This is a genomic window from Paraburkholderia sp. HC6.4b, assembly GCF_014200875.1.
GTDB classification, from domain to species: domain Bacteria; phylum Pseudomonadota; class Gammaproteobacteria; order Burkholderiales; family Burkholderiaceae; genus Paraburkholderia; species Paraburkholderia tuberum.
The window spans coordinates 286,508-306,586 of the sequence record NZ_JACHDC010000007.1 but is presented as its reverse complement, the minus strand read 5'-3'; the positions used below and the strand labels follow the sequence as shown (position 1 = coordinate 306,586).

Sequence of the window (20,079 nt, the reverse complement as noted above, 5' to 3'; positions counted from 1 at the left end):
GTTCAGGGAAATTTTTTGTCGACAAACCGGGAAACTTCCAGGGTATCAATTGTTGTGCCAACGGCGTTACGCCGCCTTAACCATATCCTCGATCACCTTCTTCGCATCGCCGAATACCATCATCGTCTTGTCCATGTAGAACAGGTCGTTGTCGAGCCCGGCGTAGCCCGCTGCCATCGAACGCTTGTTGACGATCACCGTGCGCGCCTTGTACGCCTCGATGATCGGCATGCCCGCGATCGGCGACTTCGGATCGTTCTTCGCCGCCGGATTCACCACGTCGTTCGCGCCGAGCACCAGCACCACGTCGACCTGGCCGAACTCGCCGTTGATATCGTCCATTTCATAGACCATGTCGTAGGCGACTTCGGCTTCCGCGAGCAGCACGTTCATGTGTCCCGGCATCCGGCCGGCCACCGGGTGAATCGCGTACTTCACCTCGATACCCTTTTCGACCAGCTTGTCGGTCAGCTCCTTCAATGCATGCTGCGCGCGCGCCACGGCCAGCCCGTAACCCGGCACGATCACCACGGTTTCGGCATTGCCGAGCATGAAGGCCGCATCGTCGGCCGAACCGGATTTCACCGGACGCTGCTCGGCCGAACCACCTGCGGCCGCCGCGCCCGCCTCGTTGCCGAAGCCGCCCAGAATCACGTTGAAGAACGAGCGGTTCATCGCCCGGCACATGATGTACGACAGGATCGCACCCGACGACCCCACCAGCGAGCCGGCGATGATCAGCATCGGATTGTTCAGCGAAAAGCCGATGCCCGCCGCCGCCCAGCCCGAGTACGAGTTCAGCATCGACACGACCACCGGCATGTCCGCGCCGCCGATCGGAATGATGATCAGCACGCCGAGCACGAACGCGATGATCGTCATGATGATGAACGGCAGCCACGACTGCGTGAGGAAGAAGAGGACGCCGAAGCCGAGCATCGCGAGCGCGAGCATCAGGTTGATCAGATGCTGGCCGCCGTAGACGACCGGCGCACCCTGAAACAAGCGGAACCTGTACTTGCCCGACAGCTTGCCGAACGCGATCACCGAGCCGCTAAAAGTAATCGCGCCGACGAACGTGCCGATAAACAGCTCGACACGATTGCCATACGGCAGGAAGCCCGGCGCCGTATTCTCGGGATCGACAAGACCGAACGCGGCCGGCTCCGACACCACCGCATACGCGATACACACGGCCGCGAGACCGATCAGCGAGTGCATGGCCGCGACCAGTTCCGGCATCTTGGTCATCTCGACGCGCGCAGCGACGAACGCGCCCACCGCGCCGCCGACCACCAGCGCGACCAGCAGCAGACCGAGACCCAGTCCGAGGTTCGAGCCGAGCCCGTTCGCCTGCTTGATGATCAGCGCGATGGTGGTGAGGATCGCGATCGCCATCCCGGCCATGCCGAAGGTATTGCCGATGCGCGCCGTCTTCGGATTCGACAGCCCTTTGAGCGCCTGGATGAAGCAGACCGACGCGACCAGATAAAGCAGCGTGACGACGTTCAGACTCATTACGCGTTCTCCCTGGTCGTGGATTGTGCCTTGTCAGCGGGGAGCTTCTTCGGCTCTTTCTTGCGGAACATCTCCAGCATTCGTCGTGTGACGAGAAAGCCGCCGAATACGTTGACTGCCGACAGCGCGACCGCGAGCGTGCCGAAGAACTTGCCGGGCGTGCCCAGGGTCAGGCCCGCGGCGAGCATTGCGCCGACGATCACGATCGCCGAAATCGCGTTGGTCACGGCCATCAGCGGCGTGTGCAGCGCGGGCGTGACGTTCCAGACCACGTGGTAGCCGACGTAAATCGCCAGCACGAAAATGATCAGATTGATGACGGTGTGGTTGATGATTTCCATCGCCGTTCTCCTTTAGTGGTTGCTCAGGCCTTGCGCGTGACCTGGCCGTCACGGGCCAGCAGCGTGGCCGCGACGATGTCGTCCGCGAGATCGATGGTGAGTGTCCCTTCCTTCGTGATGATCAGCTTGAGGAAGTCGAGCAGATTGCGCGCGTATAAAGACGACGCGTCGGCGGGCACCATCGAGGCCAGATTCGTATAGCCGACGATGATCACACCATGTTTCGTGACGACCTGGTCCGCTTCGGTCAGCGGACAGTTGCCGCCGCGCCGGCCTTCATACTCCGCGCCGCGTCCGGCGGCGAGATCCACCAGTACGGAGCCGGGTTTCATCGCCTGCACGGTTTCCACTGAAATCAAGGTCGGCGCGGCGCGGCCCGGAATCAACGCGGTGGAGATCACCACGTCCGCCTGTTTGGCGCGCTCGTGGACCAGCGCCGACTGGCGTTGCAGCCATGAAGGCGGCATCGGCCGCGCATAGCCGCCGACGCCTTGCGCGGCTTCGCGCTCCTCGTCGGTTTCGTAGGGCACGTCGAGAAACTTCGCACCGAGCGATTCGATCTGCTCTTTCACGGCGGGGCGGACGTCGGAGGCTTCGATCACCGCACCCAGACGCTTGGTGGTCGCGATCGCCTGCAAGCCCGCGACGCCAGCGCCGAGAATCAGCACGCGCGCGGCCTTCACGGTGCCGGCCGCGGTCATCAGCATCGGCATGAAGCGCGGATAGAGCGTGGCGGCCAATAAAACCGCCTTGTAGCCCGCAATGTTCGCCTGCGACGACAGCACGTCGAGACTTTGTGCCCGCGTGGTGCGTGGCGCGGCTTCGAGCGCGAAGGCGGTGACACCCGCGGAGGCGAGCTTCGATGAGTTTTCGGTATTGAACGGATCGAGCATGCCGACCAGCACCGCGCCGCGTTTGAGCAACGGCAATTCGGCGTCGGTGGGCGACTGGACCCTCAGGACGAGATCGGCGCCGAACGCGGTCGCCGCGTCGACGATCTCCGCGCCGGCGGCCGTAAAGGCATCGTCAGGAAAGCTGGCGCCGGTGCCGGCGCCGCTCTGGATCGTGACCCGGTGGCCCTGGGTCACATACTTCTTGACCGTTTCGGGCGTCGCGGCGACGCGGGTTTCGTGCGCGCGCGTCTCGGCTGGCACTCCGATGTGCATATACCCTCTTTCGACGTCGTGGGAACGTTTTATTAAATGAAACGAGCCAGATCTGCCGTCACGCGAGACGGCAAATCCGCATCACAGGGACAAGTTGACAATGTCCGCATACGAACTAGCGAGCAGCTACTCTGCGAGCACCGTTTCCGACGAACAACTGACGTGGACGACCAATCTTCTGTTCCGGATCGGCGATCATTTCGTTCCACTGCGCAATCCAGCCGACCGTACGTGCCATCGCGAAGATACACGTGAACATCGACGTCGGGATGCCCAGCGCGCGCTGCACGATGCCCGAGTAGAAGTCGACGTTCGGGTACAGCTTGCGCGACACGAAGTATTCGTCTTCGAGCGCGATCTTTTCCAGCGCCATCGCGAGCTTGAACAGCGGGTCGTCGTGCAGGCCCAGCTCTTCGAGCACTTCGTGGCAGGTTTCGCGCATCAGCTTCGCGCGCGGATCGTAGTTCTTGTACACGCGGTGGCCGAAGCCCATCAGCTTCACGCCGGAGCTCTTGTCCTTCACCTGCTTGATGAACTCAGGAATGTTGTCGACCGAGCCGATTTCTTCCAGCATGGTCAGCGCGGCTTCGTTCGCGCCGCCGTGCGCCGGGCCCCACAGACACGCAATACCCGCCGCGATACACGCGAACGGATTCGCGCCCGACGAACCGGCGAGACGCACGGTCGAGGTTGATGCATTCTGCTCGTGGTCCGCATGCAGGATCAGGATACGGTCCAGAGCCCGCACCAGCACGTCGTTGACCTTGTACTCTTCGCACGGGTTCGAGAACATCATGCGCATGAAGTTCGCGCTGTACGACAGGTCGTTCTTCGGATACACGAACGGCTGGCCGATGCTGTATTTGTACGCCATGGCGACCAGCGTCGGCAGCTTCGCGATCATACGGATCGCCGACACTTCACGGTGGCACGGATCGTTGATGTCGAGCGAGTCGTGATAGAACGCCGACAGCGCGCCGACTGCGGCGACCAGAATTGCCATCGGGTGCGCGTCACGACGGAAACCACGGAAGAAGAAGTGCATCTGCTCATGCACCATTGTGTGGTTCGTGACCGTCTTCACGAATTCGACCTTCTGCTTCTCGTTCGGCAGTTCGCCCTTCAGCAGCAGGTAGCAGGTTTCGAGGAAGTCGGCGTTTTGCGCGAGGTTGTCGATCGGGTAGCCGCGGTACAGCAGTTCGCCCTTGTCGCCGTCGATGTAGGTAATCGCCGAATTGCACGCCGCCGTCGACATGAAGCCCGGGTCGTACGTGAATTTGCCGGTCTGGCCGTACAGTTTGCGAATGTCGATCACATCCGGGCCAATCGTGCCCTTGTAAATCGGCATTTCGACGCTTGGCGACTCGTCACTGAAGGACAACGTCGCCTTGATCGCTGAGTGTTCCATATCTATCTGGTTTTCCAAAATAATAAAGTCGAGTTCCAGTACCTGTCGGACGATCGAAAACTACAAGCCACGGCCGGGTCCTCTTCGACAACCCCGCCACTTATCGCGCAGCCTGCCAGGCTGGCGGCCCACAATAAGTGCAGTTCGCTCGTCGACACGCTGCTCAGTCGTAGCCGTAGACACCTTGTCCGGTCTTTCGACCAAGCCGGCCGGCGGCCACGAATTCGCGCAGCAGCGGGCACGCGCGGTACTTCGGGTCACCGAAATCCTTCGCGAATACATCTAGCACGGACAGGCAGACATCGAGCCCCACGAGGTCTGCGAGAGCTAGCGGGCCGATTGGGTGGTTCGCGCCAAGACACATGCCGGCGTCGATCTCTTCCGCCGTGGCAACGCCCTCTGCAAGCACGAAGAACGCTTCGTTGATCATCGGCACCAGAATCCGGTTGACCACAAAACCTGGGGCGTTCTTGACGCAGATCGGCGACTTGCCAAACCGCGTCGTCAGTTCGCGGATCGCCTGCACAGTGGCATCGTTCGTCTGCAAGCCGCGGATGATCTCCACCAGCGGCATCAGCGGTACCGGGTTAAAGAAATGCATACCAACGAAGCGGGAAGCGTCTGACAGCGTAGATGCAAGCGCCGTGATGGAGATCGACGAGGTGTTCGATGCGATGATCGAGTCGGCACGAGCTGAGGCTTCGATCTGTTTCAGGATGCGCACCTTCAGTTCGGTGCTTTCCGTGGCGGCCTCGATCACGAGATCGACGTTCGCAAGGCGCTGATAGTCGGTCGAGGTCTCGATGCGGGCGAGCGCCGCGTCGCGCGTGGCTGCATCGATTTTTTCTTTCGCGACGAGCCGCTCGAGGCTGGACGTAAGCGTCGCCATTCCCTTCACCAACGCCGCCTCGGCAAGATCGATCATCATGACCTTCAGTCCGGACGCCGCGGCAGTCTGGGCAATGCCGTTGCCCATGGTGCCCGCGCCGACGATTCCTATCGTTTCAATTGCCATATCTGTCGCCTCCTGCAAGTTCTCGTGTGCCGTTCACTGAAGGTTCTCGAAGACGGCCGCGATGCCCTGGCCGCCGCCGATGCACATCGTCACGAGCGCGTAGCGCCCATGGATGCGCTGCAGTTCGTAAAGCGCCTTGACCGTGATCAGCGCGCCTGTCGCGCCGATCGGATGGCCGAGCGAGATGCCCGAGCCGTTCGGATTGACTTTAGCTGCATCGAGCTGCAACTCCTGCGCCACCGCACACGCCTGCGCGGCAAACGCCTCGTTCGCCTCGATGACATCAAGGTCACCGATAGTGAGGCCGGCCCGCTCCAGCGCGATGCGCGTGGCAGGCACCGGGCCGATGCCCATATAACGCGGATCGACTCCCGCATGCGCGTACGACACCAGGCGTGCCATCGGTTTGCGTCCGAGCGCTTCAGCCTCCTTGCGCTCCATCATCAGGACCGCTGCCGCCGCATCGTTGATCCCGGAGGCGTTGCCAGCCGTCACCGTGCCGCGCTCTTTCTGGAACACCGGGCGCAGCCCGGTGAGTTCCGCCAGATCGACGTCCTGACGCACATGCTCGTCGGTATCGAACACGACCTCCTTGCCTTTGACTTTCCGCGTTATCGGGAGGATCTGTTCCTTGAAGCGTCCCTCGGCGATCGCGCGGGTGGCCCGGCGGTGCGATTCCAGCGCCAGTGCGTCTTGCTGGTCACGCGTGATGCCGTACTTCTGCGCGACGTTCTCCGCGGTAACCCCCATCGGCACCGCATGGAATGGATCGTTCAGCGCGCCGAGCATCATGTCGATCAGGCGGGCGTCGCCCATGCGCGCACCGAAGCGCGCATCGGGCGTCACATACGGGGCGCGGCTCATGTTCTCCGCGCCGCCGCCGATCGCTACATCCGCGTCGCCGAGCAGAATGGTTTGCGCAGCAGAGACGACCGCCTGCAGGCCCGACCCGCAAAGCCGGTTGACGGTAAAGGCCGGCGTCGCTTCGGAGACGCCGCCGTTAAGCGCGGCGACCCGCGCCAGATAGAGGTCTTTGGGCTCGGTCGCGATCACGTTTCCGAACACGACGTGGCCGACCTGGTCGCCTGCGAGCTGCGCGCGCGCCAGCACCTCGCGCACGACGATCGCGCCGAGCTCAGTCGGTGGCAGATCCTTCAGACTGCCGCCGAATTTCCCGACGGCCGTGCGGACACCACTGACAACAACGACTTCCCTCTGCATCAGTTGCTCCTTGAATTGGTTGCCGTGCCCTTCTTGAAACGAAGCGCTGTCGGCCGATCACATATTCGGATAATTCGGACCGCCGCCGCCTTCAGGCGTCACCCACACGATGTTCTGCGTCGGGTCCTTGATATCGCACGTCTTGCAATGCACGCAGTTCTGCGCGTTGATCAGGAGGCGTTCGCTGCCGTCGTCGTTCCTGACGAACTCGTAGACGGCAGCCGGGCAGTAGCGTGACTCGGGGCCGGCATAGGTCTGCCAGTTCACATTCACCGGCACTGAAGGGTCTTTCAGCGTCAGGTGAGCCGGCTGATTCTCTTCGTGGTTGGTGTTCGAAATGAACACGGAAGACAATCGGTCGAAGGTCAGCTTGCCATCTGGCTTCGGATACGTGATCTGCTTGCACTGCGATGCGGGCTTCAGCATCTCGTGATCGGAATGCTGGTGATGCAGTGTCCAAGGCACGTTGCCGCCGAGCAGCTTCTGCTCGATGCCGACCATCAGCGTGCCGAGGTACAGGCCCTTGCTCATCCACTGCTTGAAGTTGCGCGCACGATGCAATTCCGTGTGAAGCCACGAGGTCTTGAACGACTCCGGATAGGCCGTCAGTTCATCGCTGGTGCGGCCTGCCTGCACGGCTTCAAAAGCAGCCTCCGCCGCCAGCATGCCGGTCTTGATCGCCGCATGCGAGCCCTTGATCCGCGATGCGTTCAGGAAACCCGCATCGTCGCCCACCAGCGCGCCACCCGGGAACACCAGCTTCGGCAGCGACAGCAGGCCACCCGCGGTGATCGCGCGCGCGCCGTACGACACCCGCTTGCCGCCTTCGAGAATCGCGCGGATCGCCGGATGGGTCTTGTAGCGCTGGAATTCCTCGAACGGCGACAGATACGGATTCGAATAGCCGAGGCCGACCACGAAGCCCACCACCACCTGGTTGTTGTCCATGTGATAGAGGAACGAGCCGCCATACGTGTCGTTTTCGAGCGGCCAGCCGGCCGTGTGCATCACCAGACCCGGCTTGTGCTTCGACGGATCGATCTCCCACAGTTCCTTGATGCCGATGCCGTAGACCTGCGGATCGGCGCCTTCGCGCAGCCTGAATTTGTCATTCAGTTGACGGCCGAGATGCCCGCGCGCGCCTTCGCAGAACAGCGTGTATTTCGCGTGCAGTTCCATGCCGAGCTGGAAGTTCCCGGTCGGTTCGCCGTCCTTGCCGATGCCGAGGTTGCCGGTCGCGACGCCTTTGACCGAACCATCGTCGTTGTACAGAATCTCGGCAGCCGGAAAGCCCGGGAAGATCTCGACACCCAACGCCTCAGCCTGCTGACCCAGCCAGCGCGTCACATTCGCGAGGCTGATCACGTAATTGCCGTGATTCTTGAAATTGTCCGGCAGCGCCCAGGTCGGCACGCTCTTCGAACCGGTTTCCGTCAGGAACAGGAATCTGTCGTCGGTCACGTCCACCGTCAGCGGCGCGCCTTTTTCCTTCCAGTCGGGAATCAGTTCGGTGATCGCACGCGGGTCCATCACCGCGCCCGAGAGGATATGCGCCCCGATCTCCGAGCCTTTTTCCAGTACGCACACGCCAAGCTCGACGCCCTTCTCCGCGGCCAACTGCTTCAGCCGGATCGCCGCGGACAGCCCAGCCGGGCCGCCGCCGACGATCACGACGTCGTATTCCATCGACTCGCGTGGACCGTATTGCTCGATGAGGCGAGCTTCAGTCATGATCCCCCCTTGCATCAGAACTGGTCTTCCGTCAGCGCCAGCACGCCCACGTCATCCTGCGCGCCGACGATGGCCGCTTCCAACGCGAGTGCCTGCGGCAGGACCTGCGTCGCGAAACAGTGTGCCGTCGCGATCTTCGCGTCGTAGAACGACGGATCGTCGCTGCGCTTCTCCGTGGCCACCAGTAGCGCCCGGGCGAACTGCCAGCCAGCCAGCACGATGCCGGCCAGCTTCAGATACGACACACTGCCGGCAAACACCACGTTCGGTTCCTGCTGGGCTCGGGCGAGCACAAACTCGACGACGTTCGCCAGCGCAACGCGACCCGCCGCAAGATGACGGTAAAGCACCTGGAACGCTGGGCTGGACTCGTACGAGGCATGCTCCAACAACGCCGCAAGCGTTTCGTCAATCTGCTCAATCAACACCTTGGCGACTGCACCGCCGTCGCGGAGCGTCTTGCGTCCGACCAGGTCGTTCGCCTGGATCGCGGTCGTACCTTCGTAGATCGTCAGAATGCGTGCGTCGCGGTAGTACTGCGCGGCGCCAGTCTCTTCGATGAAACCCATCCCGCCATGCACCTGTACGCCCAGGCTCGCGACGTCGATCGACAGCTCCGTACTCCAACCCTTCACGACTGGCACCAGATATTCGTAGATCGCCTGATGGTCGGCTCGCACCGGCTCGTCGGCGTGACGATGCGCGATGTCGCTGTGGGCAGCAGCGACGTAGGCGAGCGCACGGGCTCCTTCCGTCAACGCGCGCATCGTCGCGAGCATGCGGCGCACGTCGGGATGCTGAATAATCGCCACTGACTGTTTAGCCGAACCGTCAACCGGCCGGCTCTGCACGCGCTCCTTCGCATAGGCAACGGCTTTCTGGTACGCGCGATCGGCAACAGCGATGCCCTGCACGCCGACACCGAAGCGCGCCGCGTTCATCATGATGAACATGTACTCGAGCCCGCGGTTGGCCTCGCCGATCAGGTAACCGATTGCGCCTCCGTGATCACCAAATTGCAACACCGCCGTGGGGCTCGCCTTGATGCCCAGCTTGTGTTCGATCGACACACACTGCACGTCGTTGCGCGCGCCAAGCGTGCCGTCGTCGTTGATCATGAACTTCGGGACGATAAAGAGCGAAATACCCCTCACACCTTGCGGCGCGTCCGGTATCCGCGCGAGCACAAGGTGCACGATGTTCCCCGCCATATCGTGCTCGCCCCAGGTGATGAAGATCTTCGTTCCGAAAATGCGGTATGTGCCGTCGTTGCAGGGTTCAGCGCGTGTGCGCACGAGCGCGAGATCGGAACCGGCCTGCGGTTCAGTGAGGTTCATCGTACCGGTCCACTCGCCAGAGATCAGCTTCGGCACGTAGCGTTGCTTCTGCTCCTCGCTGCCCGCGGTCAATAGCGCCTCGATCGCGCCGTCGGTCAACAACGGACACAGCGCAAGCGACAGGTTCGCGGCATTCAGCATTTCGATGCACGGTGTGGCAAGCAGTTTCGGCAACCCTTGGCCGCCATATTCGATGGGGTGAACGACACCCTGCCAGCCGCCCTCGGCGAACTGCTGAAATGCTTCCTTGAAGCCTGGCGAGGCGGTGACCGCCCCATCCGTCCAGCTGCTCGGGTTCCTGTCTCCTTCGACATTCAGTGGCGCCAGCACGTCCGCATTAAAGCGGGCGGCTTCTTCGAGGACTGCCTGCGCAGTTTCAACTGTCGCGTCCTCGAAGCCGGGCAGCGTCGACACGTGTTCGAGACCTGCAAGTTCATTCATGGCGAACAGCATGTCCTTGACGGGCGCGGAATAGCTCATCCTGTGTCTTCCCAATGGTGGAATTTAAAGGGGTGCCAAGACACTGGAACGCCAGGTCCTGCACGGCAACGATTGACGGACATCGTAGCCTCGAACATGGCGAATCCGGCTGACCGAACCGGACCATCTATTGACAAAGTCGGCCACGGAATACGAGCAATCCGGTCGTGTAGCCGTGGCGCGGCGCGTTTTTCACGGCCGATGCGCGACAACACCGGCCCCTCGTGAAGGCCCGGTGTTGTCAATGGAATCAGGTGCCGCGGCGGTACGCGCCTGGTGTGCTGCCCGTCCAGTGCCGAAAGGCCCGATGGAAGGCGGTCGGATCATCGAAGCCGATATCATGCGGTGGACGCGGAAACGCAAAGCGGACTTGCAGCAGCGGAATCTTCTGGCCGACGAGCCAGGACGCCACGCCGTGCGCGAGTTTCAGCATCAGTTCCTGACCAAGGACCTCGGCCGATTGCAGACCGAACTCACCCCACGCCGAGAGGACAAGCGGAGCAAACCCGAGCAATGCCTTAAGTGGTTGCGCCAACGCCATGCAAGCGTGCCGGTAACGTCCGTGCGCGGCGGAGCAACTGCCAGCCGAACAACAACATCCACAGCGGCAGAACCAGCACGACGACCATTTCACTGGCATTCGAAAGCGCGTCGAGATCCGGAAAAAAGCCGAACACGAAAAACAAGCCGAAAGCCCAGCCGACGATCTTCAACAGAATCGCTCCCTTCCAGCCCGCGTTCTTGAGCAGTTTGGCCGCAATCAACGTCCAGAAAAGCACGAGGGGGCCTTCGATCCACCAGAGCCCGTTTTGCGTCCCATTGGCTACCGCTGTCCATACTGCCGCCGCTGCGCCTCTCGTGGCATCGTCCCCGCCCGCATACAGATGTGCCAGCGGGTGAAGGATTGCAAACTGCAGAACTGCGCCTGTCACGCCCACCATGACATACAGCACGACGGCCATTGCCACCATGTTGCCGAGCGCGCCCAACTCCTCACGAAATACGTGCACGAAGTATCCGCCGATGACGAGGAACGGCAGGTAGAAGCCAAGCGTGTCGGCAACCATGCACCAGCGGAACAGTTCGCGGATATCCGGTGGCAATGCCAGCATCGATACACCATGCAGCACCATGTCCGCATCCGGGCCCGTCACCGCGACAGACAATCCAACATTCGCGTACGCCAGAATGCCGCCGATGATGGCACTCCAAGCCGTAAAGCGCATTACCTTGCGCGAGGTCTGATTCATCATAGTCTCCAGGATAAAACCTTCAGCGCCGCCCGCGCATAACTCCCGGTTGTCGCGGACCGCGGCAACAGCAACGTTCTTCATTCAATTGCAGTAGGGAGTAGCGTTCCTCGAAGCCACGCTCCCGCTTCGAACACGCTCAAGGGCGCAGTAGCCGTAATAGATCGCCGGCATGAAGTAGGCCCACGTGCACAGCGCAAGCGTGTAAAAATTGAGCACGACGTTGGTTTCCTCACCAGGAATCTTGTAGAAATCGTAGATGCCGGCAATCGCGAGCGACGTCACCAGCGCCACTGCCACGCCCAGCGCCTCAAGCATCGCGCCGACGTTCAGCAATCGCACGATGAAATACGCGAGATAGATCGACAGCCAGATCCACATCGCCAGATAGTAATAGGGCAAAACGCCAGCGATGAAATCCGCTCCCACAAGGACGAATGTGAGCGCAAACGAGGCGACGAATGCCGCGACGTCCTGGCGAATTGACGGCTTGTAGCCATGCGTAATCGCCATCATGCCCGCGACGGCGATGATGGGCATGCCGAATCCGCGAGAGAACGCATCGAAGAAGTGCGCTACCTCATAGGAAACTGCATTGCCAGTGGCAAAGAATCCGATCGCGTTCGTCGCGGAGATACCGACAATCCACATCTCCAGCCCGAGAAGATAGTTTCGTTTCTTAACGATCTTCCAGCCGTAGAAAAATGAGCTCAATGCCAGCAAACCACTAGAGAGCATAAGAACTAAAGATCTGAGGTCCATGACTAAACTCCTAACTCCGGTTGCATCTGATTGGTCAATTTTTCTTCGGATCGAGGTTTGCCAGATAGCTCGCGATAGCCTTGCGGTCTTCCGGTGAAAAGCCTTGCGACAGGCTTTTCATTACGCCGGTGGGTTCGCTTCGGGTGCCGGAAGCGAACTCGTCGAACTGCGCGAGCAGATAGTCATATCCCTGACCAGCCAAACGCGGAAACTGATCGTGGCCCATCAATTGGGAACCGTGACATGCGACACAGTTGCCCGCAGCCACCAGGTGCTGTCCCTTCTCGCGCAGTTGCTGATCCGGCTTGAAGTAGCGATTCGCGACAGGGGTCGCACCGGCGAAATACTCAGCGAGGGATTTGATCTGCGGATCGCTCATCGTCATCGCGAGAGGTCCCATGTTCGGATTGCGCCGCGCCTCACCGGCGAAATTGTGGAGTTGGGTTTCCAGGTAGGGGGCCGGTTGGCCCGCCAGGCTCGGATAGCCCTGATGAAGCGAATTGCCCTTGACGCCGTGACACACAGTGCAGGTGTCGGTCACGTGCGGCCAGGGGCCGCCGTCGGCGAGATAGGCTGCTGTCGAAGTAGTGATATAGCCCTGAAGCCTGTAGAGACCTAGCAGATCAGAACCGAAAACGGCCAGCAGCAGGACGATAACCAAAGGAATGCCAATCAATAGGTATTTTTTCATCGCTGCCCTCTTACGCCCGACGCAGGGCATTCAGTGCCTGAAGCGCGCCATGATGGCCGGAGCGCACGGCGCCATCCATGTAGCCGGCCCAGATATTCGCCGTCTCCGTCCCCGACCAGATCAGCTTGCCGCACGACGGGTGCAGCGCTTCTCCGTGGGCGCTCCAGAAGCCCGGCGGAATGGCGGAAATACAGGTAATGGTCCAGGGATCGACCCGGCTCCAGTCCTGATCGTGGTAGGCGATGGGAGACAGCGCATCGTCGCCCCATGCCTGCGCGTAGAGTTGCTTGTGCATGGCCATTGCCGCGTCCCGCTCCGAGGGGACCATCCCATTCTCGACGAACGCGTTGATCACCCCGATCTCCCCAGCGGGCGGGGAGTTGTCGAAGGCCCAGAGGATGGGGCCATTGACCTGGAAGATGCTGCCGTTCATGCCCTTGTCGCGCCAGAACGGGCGGCGATAGACCATGGCCGTCTTCCGTGCAGGGGAATGCGCGGGCCATGCGCGCTGCAAGGCCGCGCGCTTGTCGGGCAGAGGCGGATCGAACTGCACCTGATGACACAAAGCCGGATGGATGGCCACGACGACGGTCCGTGCCCGCACTTCTCCATGGTCGGTATGCAGGGTGACAACGTCGCCGTCCCATCCGGAAATCTGGCGAACCGGCGTAGACAGTCGCACCTTGTCGCCCAGTTGCCCGGCCATCTTGATGCTGAGGATTTGCGAGCCGCCGACGAAGCGGGTTTCCTGGGCGCTGTGCTTGATGCTGTCGAGCTGCGAATAATCGCAATCCGCCGAATTGATCATCGAAAGGAAATGCAGCAACCCCATCTTCGCCGGCGCTGCGCCGCCCGAGAGAATGCTGCTGGCATTCCATGCCACCTGGTCTTCAGGCTTGATGTCCTGCCTCGCCAGCCAATCGCCGACCGAGAGCTTGTCCAGTTCGCCGACCTTCGAGGACGTCCACGGCGCACCACAAGGCACGTCGCGTGACAGCCTGCCGAGCCTTGCTCCGACCGCCTCGTCGGTGCCGAACGTGCCCTTCAGATCGACTGTCACACGCCCCGCACCGCCCAGAATGACCGTATTGCCGTCGTAGTAGGTTGGGAACGTCCCGACGCCCAGTTCACGCGCGAGATCAGCGACGGCGGTCTGGCCGGGCCCCATCCATTGCCCGCCGACTTCCGAAACGAAGCCACCGGGGATGTTGTAGTTGAGTGTTCGTCCCCCCACACGATCCCGGGCTTCCAGCACCAGAAAGGACTCGCAGCCCGCCTGACGCAGGTCTCGCGCGGCGGTCAGTCCGGCCAGCCCCGCTCCAATGATGGCGACGTCGAGAATGCCGTCCGCGCCTTGCGCGGCCTTGGTAACCGCGGCATGCGACTGTCGGGCACCCATGGCGAGCGTGCCAACAGCAGCCGAGGCACTGGCATATTTGAGCCATTGCCTGCGCTGCAGGTTCGCAGCGCCGTCAGGGGAAGATTTTTTTGCCATAGTGCCTCTGTCTACGTGATGAAGGTTCCCGCTCCTTGTGGCTCACCGAAGCCGCTCTGCTCAGGCGCCAGGTTCCAGGCTCCATATCCGATCGCTACACCCTGCTGCCAGAATCATTCGGAATCCTTTCACATTCATTCGCGCGCCTGGCTGGGAACCGCGAAGTCTGCTGCTCCGCTTATCTGTGTTAGTACAATCAACCAAAGATAGGTCATAATACACACAAACAAAACAGAAAAAAATACAGAGTATTCCCCTGTATCTCGAAGCCTGCTCGCGACATCCCACCTTTTATGCGCTCAGATTAACGACACCAACTCCGGCACCACCTGGAAAAGGTCGCCGACGAGACCGTAATCAGCCACGCTGAAGATGGGCGCTTCTCCGTCCTTGTTGACCGCCACGATTACCCTGACGCCACGCCGCGACATCGGGCCGACGACATCTTTACTCCTTCGTCCACCCGCCCTGGTAGAGCTTTCCGGCCAGCACGCCGAGGCGCAACGTGAGGTGGTAGTTCTCTCCATCTTCGATCAGTGCGGACCGCACATCGCGGAACAGTTTCTCGATCGGGAATTCGCGGGTGGTGCCATTGCCGCCGAAGAGCTGGAAGGCCTCGTGCGTGATCTTCATCGCTTCCTCGGTCACGCTGACTTTGGCCTGGGCCGTCGCGTAGGGATGGCTCTTCGGAGACAGGCGCGAGAACGCGAGGCTGCGTCGCGCAATGGCCCGCGCCATCTCCAGCCGACGCAGCATCTCGCCCACGCGCAATTGCGTCATCTGGTGATCGATCAACAGCGCCCCGCCCTGCTTACGTTCGTGGCAATACGCCAGTGCCAGTTCGAACGCGGCGCGGGCCACACCCACGAACACCTGGCACATGTGCGTGCCGGCGAACGACCAGGTCGAGGCCAGATTGCCGAGATAATCGTCCTGCAATGCAACGGCGAAACGCTTGGGCACCTTCACGTTGTCGAAGTAGATCTCGCCCTGCGGCAGCGAGCGCTGGCCAATCTTGTCGAGCGGCTTGCCGCGCGAGATACCCGGCAGATCGAGCGGAATGATCATGCCCACGCCGTTGGTGAACATGCCATGTTCGCCGGTACCGTAGAAGCCGTCACCGTAGTCTGCAGCCATATACGCAAGAGCCACCTGCGCGACCGAGCCGTTCGAGATCCACGCCGAACTCTGCCCGTTGATGACGATCTCGTCCGTGCCCACCTTCGCCGTGAGGTTGCCGACCGGCTGCTTGCCGCCCGCGCTGATCTCGTCGCGGTAGAGAATCGCGGCATCGGAGCCGCGGTCGGGCTGGGTGTTCATCCAGCAGCCGATCTTGCCGGTGCACATGTCGATCAGCTCCTGATTGCCAACCGACTGCGCCATCATCAACGGAGCGGGCGCCACGCCGATCGAAACGGCAAGCCCAGCATCAGCCCAGCCGAGCTCTTCGCCGATCAGCGATTCGATGCGCACCGCCATGTCTGGGGGAAGCTGCGTGAGAAGCTGCGGATCGAGGCCCAGTTTCGCGCTTTCCATCATGGCGGCCCAGTAAGGCGAACCGGGCGCGATCACTTCCTCCGGCGTCATGCGGTCGAGTTCGCGGCCGACGGGCTTCAGTACATCGCGCGCGAAACGGTGAACCGTGTCCTGGATCGCACGCTCCTCCTCGCTCATCGGCGTTTCGAAACCGGTCAATCCTGCCAGCGGCAACCCTACGGACTTGTGCAGTCGAATCATTTCGGTACTCCTCCTCTCCTGGACGCATGTCGACCGGACTGCCCGACAACCCGGTCATTTCACTTATAGAACACAAATACAAACATAGGCAACAATACAAAACACTAGCTGAAAAAAAAAGACAGGGTATTCCCCTGTCCTCTTTCTACACTGCCATGGCAGCTGTGGCTGCCGGGGCCAGAACTGGCGTGACCTGCCCTAAGCCGCCTTGGCGTCGACAGTCTTCCCCCACACCATCTCATGCGCGACCTGAAGAAATTTCGCTTCGAACCCTCGCATATATGCGCGCTTGCTGCGCGCGGTGCCCAGATGGAGTGTCATTCCGTCCACCATTGAAATGAGCAACATGGCGATATGTGCACTCTCGGCCGCCCCACGCTCCGGATTCACGGCGCGAATGAGCTGGGCAAATTCGCTTGTCAAGGTGTCGTACCATTCGTCTCGCATCTGTGCGCACTCGGGGTCTGTAGACGCAAACGAAAAGAAATGCCACCACAGCGGGATGTTCTTCGAGTCCTTCGCGTCCCGCAACGACTGATCGAGAATGGCGTCGATTGCCTCACGTGGCGAGGCATTGTTCTGGAGCGCCTGTTTCAGAACATCGAGATACGTGTCGATCACCGGCGCCATCACCGCCCGCACGACGTCAGGCCGCGTCGGGAAGTAGTATTGGAGGTTGCTGACACTGATTCCCGCTTTCAGCGCAACGGCACGCAGCGAGAAGTCCATGGGACCATTCTCGAGCAGGAGCTTCCTCGCCACACGAATAATGGCATTGCGCGTACGTATGCCCTGGGCCCGCAGTCCGTCGGGTGCGGTTCCCGTGGAAGGTGCTGCGCTCGACGGGCGCCGCTTACGGGTGCTGGGTTCTTTTGGCACTGTCATCGCTTTCCGTCCTGAGTGAAGTATGACGCCTCGCCGAAGCGAAGCAACGCGGTCACACGAACCGTTCTCTAGGTAAACATGACTATACCTTACACCAGGTTGAACATCCATTTTCATGGCGGGCGCGTGATGCAGCGTTCGTCCTCGCCCAATATCACCTCAATTCGCAGTAGTCAAACATCAAGCGACTCTCCGAATGCCCCCATCGGGGCCTCGAGCGACATGGTCTCCGAAAGCATTCTGTGGCGCTGATCGCATTACGCCCGCTGCGCTTGCGCGGCACGCGCCTTGCCGTTCACACGGTCGTCGAGCACGTTCACCACGCCCAGCGCCCCATTCATGACGCACCATCGCAACGGCTCGGGCAGTGTCGACGGCGTCTTGTGATCCAGCGCCGAAAGGAGCGGATTTTCGGTGCCGCGAATCCGCCCGGCGATCATGTTTCCCACCATGGACTGGGCGGCCACGCCATGCCCGGAGCACCCAGCGCTGTAGAAAATGTTCTGATGCGCGCCCGTTGCCCCGACGACCGGCAGCGCGTCATTGGCAAAGCTGATATAGCCGCTCCAGCATGCCCGCAGCGCGATGCCTTTGAGGGTCGGGAAGCGGTCATGCAGAGCCGTGCGCAGCTCGCGATACGAATCATAGTCGGGTACGTTCGGTGTTTTGGAGCCGTATGGATAACGGAGGCGCTTGGTCGTCACCACGAGCGTGTTATTGACGGTCAGGCGATGGCTTTCCATGGTCCAGTGCGCCGTCACGATGCCTTCGCGTCGCAGCCAACCCAATGCCTTGCGCTGAGCGTCGGAAAGCGGCTCGGTCTCGATCGCCGAGACCCGTAACGGCACGACCTTGTCTGCAAGCAGGCCGAGTTGCGGCGTATAGGCGTTGGTGGCCAGCATCAGAGCCGGGGCACTCGCACTGCCTCGCGGAGTTTGCACCATGATGACCGGCCCTTCCGTGTAAGACAGCAGCGGCGTGTTCTCGTATATCTTCACGCCTGCCCGCAGAGCCGCGCGCCTGAGCCCCATCACGTACTTGCCGGGATGGAGCGTGCCCCCGCGCGGCACGTAGTTGCCAAACAGGAACGCAGGCGGAATGCCACGCGCACGCATCTCGGCCTGATCGAGAAACTCCGACTGAAAGCCCAGCTCGGCGCCGGTTCGCATGTCCTCGCGCACCTTGTCTTCCTGCGCCGGATCGATGCCCGCGCGGATAATGCCCGTCTGGTTATAGTCGCAGTCGATCTCGTGCTCCTTGAGCTTTCCCTCCACGAAGGGGACTGCCTCCTCGTAGTAGCGAACGATCTCCCTGCCTTTCTGGTTGCCTATGTCCTTGAGAAAAAGATCGTACTCGAGCGCGAGTGCGCCGGCCAGATAGCCAGCGTTGCGTCCACTTGCACCAAAGCCGGCAAACTCGCGCTCGAGCACGATCACTTTCGCTCCGTGCCTGACCAGTTCCAGCGCAGCCGACAGCCCGGCAAACCCGGCGCCGACGATGATCACATCCGCACTCGTGTCGCCCACGAGTTCCGGCTGTATGTCGCCCGGCCTTTCCACCCAGCCGCCAAGCGTGCGGTACTTCTCCATGTCAGCGGTCATTTTGGCCTCCTCCACTGGCCCAGCCGATTCGACGCGCGCGCATTGCGTGGCCGCCACTGCCGGCACCACTACGGCTACTGCCGCCGCGCCCTTGAGGAAAGTGCGGCGGTTCACTCCGGAGCGCGAGTCGCCTTGCTGTCCTGCCTGGGTTTCCGTTGTCTCGCTCATGCAAGCTCCTTCAAGTCTTGCTCAGAATGTGGACGGCGAGCGCCGCCTCTTCGATACCCTGAAATCCGCCGCCGTTTTCCTGAATTGCGTGCCGCGCGCCGGATACCTGACGCGCGCCCGCTTCGCCGCGCAGTTGAGTCACCAGTTCGTATAGCTGAGCGATTCCCGTCGCACCCAGTGGATGGCCTTTCGATTCGAGGCCGCCGGATGTGTTGATTGGAATACGCCCGCCGAGGGTGCACTCGCCGCGCTCGGCTGCGGGGCCGCCCTGGCCGATCGGGACCAGTTGCAGATTTTCAGCCTGGATGATTTCCCCCATTGCCGACGCGTCGTGCACTTCTGCGACATCTATGTCCTCGGGGCCGAGGCCTGCCTGTTGATAGGCCTGCAGCGCGGCGAGGCGGCCGATGTTCTTTTCCGGCTCGTCGGCGCATCGATGCGTGAAGCTGCGGATCACGCTCGCCGCAATCCGGATGCAACGCTTGTGGTCGGCGCCGATGCGCCGCAGCCCCTCCGTGGTGCAGAGGATCGCCGCTGCCGCACCGTCCGTAACCGGCGCGCACATCGGCAGCGTGATCGGATACGTGATCGGCGGTGCCGCAAGTACTTCGTCGATCGTGAACGGCTGGCGGAACTGCGAATACGGGTTGTGCACCGAATGCAGATGGTTCTTCGACGACACGGCGGCGATCTGGCGTTGCGTGGTGCCGTAGGTCTTCATGTGATACCGGCACAGCGCGGCGTAGACCGACATGAAGCGGCTATAGGGCCGATCGGACTCCGATCCGGGCGGCGGCTCGATGCCTTCGCCGAGCTTCATCAGCCTGGCGAAGTTTTCGTCGACGCGCGACACGTCCCAGCCCGCCTCGAACAGGGCGAATGACTTCGCCTTGTCCGCGACGTTCATCTTCTCCGCGCCGAGCGCGAGCGCCACATCGCAGGCGCCCGACCGAAGTGCCTGCGCTGCGAGATGCACCGCGGTGCTGCCCGATGCGCAGGCGTTTTCGACGTTGTAGACCGGAATGCCTTCAATCCCGATCTTGCTGAACACGACCTGCCCCGGAATTGACAGCTGGCCCTGCAGCGGCCCATTGGTGATGCCGGCATAGAAAGCCGCGCCGATCGCCCCAGCATCGCAACCCGCATCCTTCAATGCTCCGCGTAGCGCTTCGCCCGCGAGATCGTGGATGCTGCGCTCGAAGTGCCGGCCGAACACGGTCATTGCAATGCCGGCGATGTAAATGTCGCTCATGGTGTTTTATCTCAAAGTTGC

At 61.6% G+C, this 20,079-nt stretch carries 16 protein-coding genes and 2 pseudogenes; all 18 read right to left on the bottom strand.

Annotated features, from left to right (window positions below; translation table 11 throughout):
• Window positions 1–66: 66 nt before the first annotated feature.
• The 18 genes and pseudogenes from HDG34_RS13590 to HDG34_RS13505 all read right to left on the bottom strand — a co-directional run bounded on the left by HDG34_RS13590 (window position 67) and on the right by HDG34_RS13505 (window position 20,058).
• Complete coding sequence (locus HDG34_RS13590; protein ID WP_184060742.1) at window positions 67–1,518, bottom strand: NAD(P)(+) transhydrogenase (Re/Si-specific) subunit beta; 1,452 nt, start codon at window positions 1,516–1,518, stop codon at window positions 67–69.
• Window positions 1,518–1,859 carry an NAD(P) transhydrogenase subunit alpha gene (locus HDG34_RS13585; protein WP_184060740.1) on the bottom strand — a complete coding sequence of 114 codons (342 nt, stop codon included), beginning with the start codon at window positions 1,857–1,859 and terminating at the stop codon, window positions 1,518–1,520. Before HDG34_RS13585 ends, HDG34_RS13590 begins: the two co-directional genes overlap by 1 nt.
• A 23-nt stretch (window positions 1,860–1,882) precedes the next feature.
• Window positions 1,883–3,025, bottom strand: coding sequence for a Re/Si-specific NAD(P)(+) transhydrogenase subunit alpha (locus tag HDG34_RS13580; protein ID WP_184060738.1), 1,143 nt, complete (start codon window positions 3,023–3,025; stop codon window positions 1,883–1,885).
• A gap of 115 nt (window positions 3,026–3,140) precedes the next feature.
• Window positions 3,141–4,433: a citrate synthase gene (gltA, locus tag HDG34_RS13575; RefSeq protein ID WP_184060736.1), complete on the bottom strand. Its 1,293-nt coding sequence runs from the start codon at window positions 4,431–4,433 to the stop codon at window positions 3,141–3,143.
• 163 nt (window positions 4,434–4,596) lie between these two features.
• A complete protein-coding gene (locus tag HDG34_RS13570) occupies window positions 4,597–5,448 on the bottom strand; it encodes a 3-hydroxybutyryl-CoA dehydrogenase (RefSeq protein ID WP_184060734.1) in 852 nt (283 codons plus the stop codon).
• A 33-nt stretch (window positions 5,449–5,481) separates the two neighbouring features.
• Complete coding sequence (gene bktB, locus HDG34_RS13565) at window positions 5,482–6,669, bottom strand: beta-ketothiolase BktB (RefSeq protein WP_184060732.1); 1,188 nt, start codon at window positions 6,667–6,669, stop codon at window positions 5,482–5,484.
• A gap of 57 nt (window positions 6,670–6,726) precedes the next feature.
• Window positions 6,727–8,415, bottom strand: coding sequence for an electron transfer flavoprotein-ubiquinone oxidoreductase (locus tag HDG34_RS13560; protein ID WP_409259346.1), 1,689 nt, complete (start codon window positions 8,413–8,415; stop codon window positions 6,727–6,729).
• On the bottom strand, window positions 8,415–10,217 hold the full coding sequence (locus HDG34_RS13555) for an acyl-CoA dehydrogenase (protein WP_184060728.1): 1,803 nt from the start codon (window positions 10,215–10,217) through the stop codon (window positions 8,415–8,417). Before HDG34_RS13555 ends, HDG34_RS13560 begins: the two co-directional genes overlap by 1 nt.
• Before the next feature lie 250 nt (window positions 10,218–10,467).
• Window positions 10,468–10,665, bottom strand: a pseudogene (locus tag HDG34_RS13550) (helix-turn-helix domain-containing protein); the annotation flags it as partial.
• 70 nt (window positions 10,666–10,735) lie between these two features.
• Window positions 10,736–11,551 (bottom strand): hypothetical protein, encoded by an 816-nt coding sequence (locus tag HDG34_RS13545; RefSeq protein WP_260321154.1) that lies wholly within the window; start codon window positions 11,549–11,551, stop codon window positions 10,736–10,738.
• On the bottom strand, window positions 11,552–12,229 hold the full coding sequence (locus HDG34_RS13540) for a hypothetical protein (protein WP_184060726.1): 678 nt from the start codon (window positions 12,227–12,229) through the stop codon (window positions 11,552–11,554).
• 34 nt (window positions 12,230–12,263) lie between these two features.
• Complete coding sequence (locus HDG34_RS13535; RefSeq protein WP_184060724.1) at window positions 12,264–12,920, bottom strand: c-type cytochrome; 657 nt, start codon at window positions 12,918–12,920, stop codon at window positions 12,264–12,266.
• Between the two features lie 10 nt (window positions 12,921–12,930).
• Complete coding sequence (locus HDG34_RS13530) at window positions 12,931–14,415, bottom strand: FAD-dependent oxidoreductase (RefSeq protein ID WP_184060722.1); 1,485 nt, start codon at window positions 14,413–14,415, stop codon at window positions 12,931–12,933.
• A gap of 299 nt (window positions 14,416–14,714) precedes the next feature.
• Window positions 14,715–14,828, bottom strand: a pseudogene (locus HDG34_RS13525) (electron transfer flavoprotein subunit alpha/FixB family protein); the annotation flags it as partial.
• A 34-nt stretch (window positions 14,829–14,862) separates the two neighbouring features.
• Window positions 14,863–16,152: an acyl-CoA dehydrogenase family protein gene (locus tag HDG34_RS13520; RefSeq protein WP_184060720.1), complete on the bottom strand. Its 1,290-nt coding sequence runs from the start codon at window positions 16,150–16,152 to the stop codon at window positions 14,863–14,865.
• Between the two features lie 198 nt (window positions 16,153–16,350).
• On the bottom strand, window positions 16,351–16,914 hold the full coding sequence (locus tag HDG34_RS13515) for a TetR/AcrR family transcriptional regulator (RefSeq protein ID WP_311734911.1): 564 nt from the start codon (window positions 16,912–16,914) through the stop codon (window positions 16,351–16,353).
• 380 nt (window positions 16,915–17,294) lie between these two features.
• On the bottom strand, window positions 17,295–18,638 hold the full coding sequence (locus HDG34_RS13510; RefSeq protein ID WP_184060792.1) for an FAD-binding oxidoreductase: 1,344 nt from the start codon (window positions 18,636–18,638) through the stop codon (window positions 17,295–17,297).
• Window positions 18,639–18,816: 178 nt separating this feature from the next.
• Window positions 18,817–20,058 (bottom strand): thiolase family protein, encoded by a 1,242-nt coding sequence (locus HDG34_RS13505; protein WP_184060716.1) that lies wholly within the window; start codon window positions 20,056–20,058, stop codon window positions 18,817–18,819.
• Window positions 20,059–20,079 lie beyond the last annotated feature (21 nt).

What these genes read in the sequence shown, in the direction of transcription:
- HDG34_RS13590 (WP_184060742.1), bottom strand. Translation starts at nt 1,518, where the DNA reads ATGAGTCTGAACGTCGTCACGCTGCTTTATCTGGTCGCGTCGGTCTGC.
- HDG34_RS13585 (WP_184060740.1), bottom strand. Translation starts at nt 1,859, where the DNA reads ATGGAAATCATCAACCACACCGTCATCAATCTGATCATTTTCGTGCTG.
- HDG34_RS13580 (WP_184060738.1), bottom strand. Translation starts at nt 3,025, where the DNA reads ATGCACATCGGAGTGCCAGCCGAGACGCGCGCGCACGAAACCCGCGTC.
- gltA (WP_184060736.1), bottom strand. Translation starts at nt 4,433, where the DNA reads ATGGAACACTCAGCGATCAAGGCGACGTTGTCCTTCAGTGACGAGTCG.
- HDG34_RS13570 (WP_184060734.1), bottom strand. Translation starts at nt 5,448, where the DNA reads ATGGCAATTGAAACGATAGGAATCGTCGGCGCGGGCACCATGGGCAAC.
- bktB (WP_184060732.1), bottom strand. Translation starts at nt 6,669, where the DNA reads ATGCAGAGGGAAGTCGTTGTTGTCAGTGGTGTCCGCACGGCCGTCGGG.
- HDG34_RS13560 (WP_409259346.1), bottom strand. Translation starts at nt 8,415, where the DNA reads ATGCAAGGGGGGATCATGACTGAAGCTCGCCTCATCGAGCAATACGGT.
- HDG34_RS13555 (WP_184060728.1), bottom strand. Translation starts at nt 10,217, where the DNA reads ATGAGCTATTCCGCGCCCGTCAAGGACATGCTGTTCGCCATGAATGAA.
- HDG34_RS13545 (WP_260321154.1), bottom strand. Translation starts at nt 11,551, where the DNA reads ATGAAGAACGTTGCTGTTGCCGCGGTCCGCGACAACCGGGAGTTATGC.
- HDG34_RS13540 (WP_184060726.1), bottom strand. Translation starts at nt 12,229, where the DNA reads ATGGACCTCAGATCTTTAGTTCTTATGCTCTCTAGTGGTTTGCTGGCA.
- HDG34_RS13535 (WP_184060724.1), bottom strand. Translation starts at nt 12,920, where the DNA reads ATGAAAAAATACCTATTGATTGGCATTCCTTTGGTTATCGTCCTGCTG.
- HDG34_RS13530 (WP_184060722.1), bottom strand. Translation starts at nt 14,415, where the DNA reads ATGGCAAAAAAATCTTCCCCTGACGGCGCTGCGAACCTGCAGCGCAGG.
- HDG34_RS13520 (WP_184060720.1), bottom strand. Translation starts at nt 16,152, where the DNA reads ATGATTCGACTGCACAAGTCCGTAGGGTTGCCGCTGGCAGGATTGACC.
- HDG34_RS13510 (WP_184060792.1), bottom strand. Translation starts at nt 18,638, where the DNA reads ATGACCGCTGACATGGAGAAGTACCGCACGCTTGGCGGCTGGGTGGAA.
- HDG34_RS13505 (WP_184060716.1), bottom strand. Translation starts at nt 20,058, where the DNA reads ATGAGCGACATTTACATCGCCGGCATTGCAATGACCGTGTTCGGCCGG.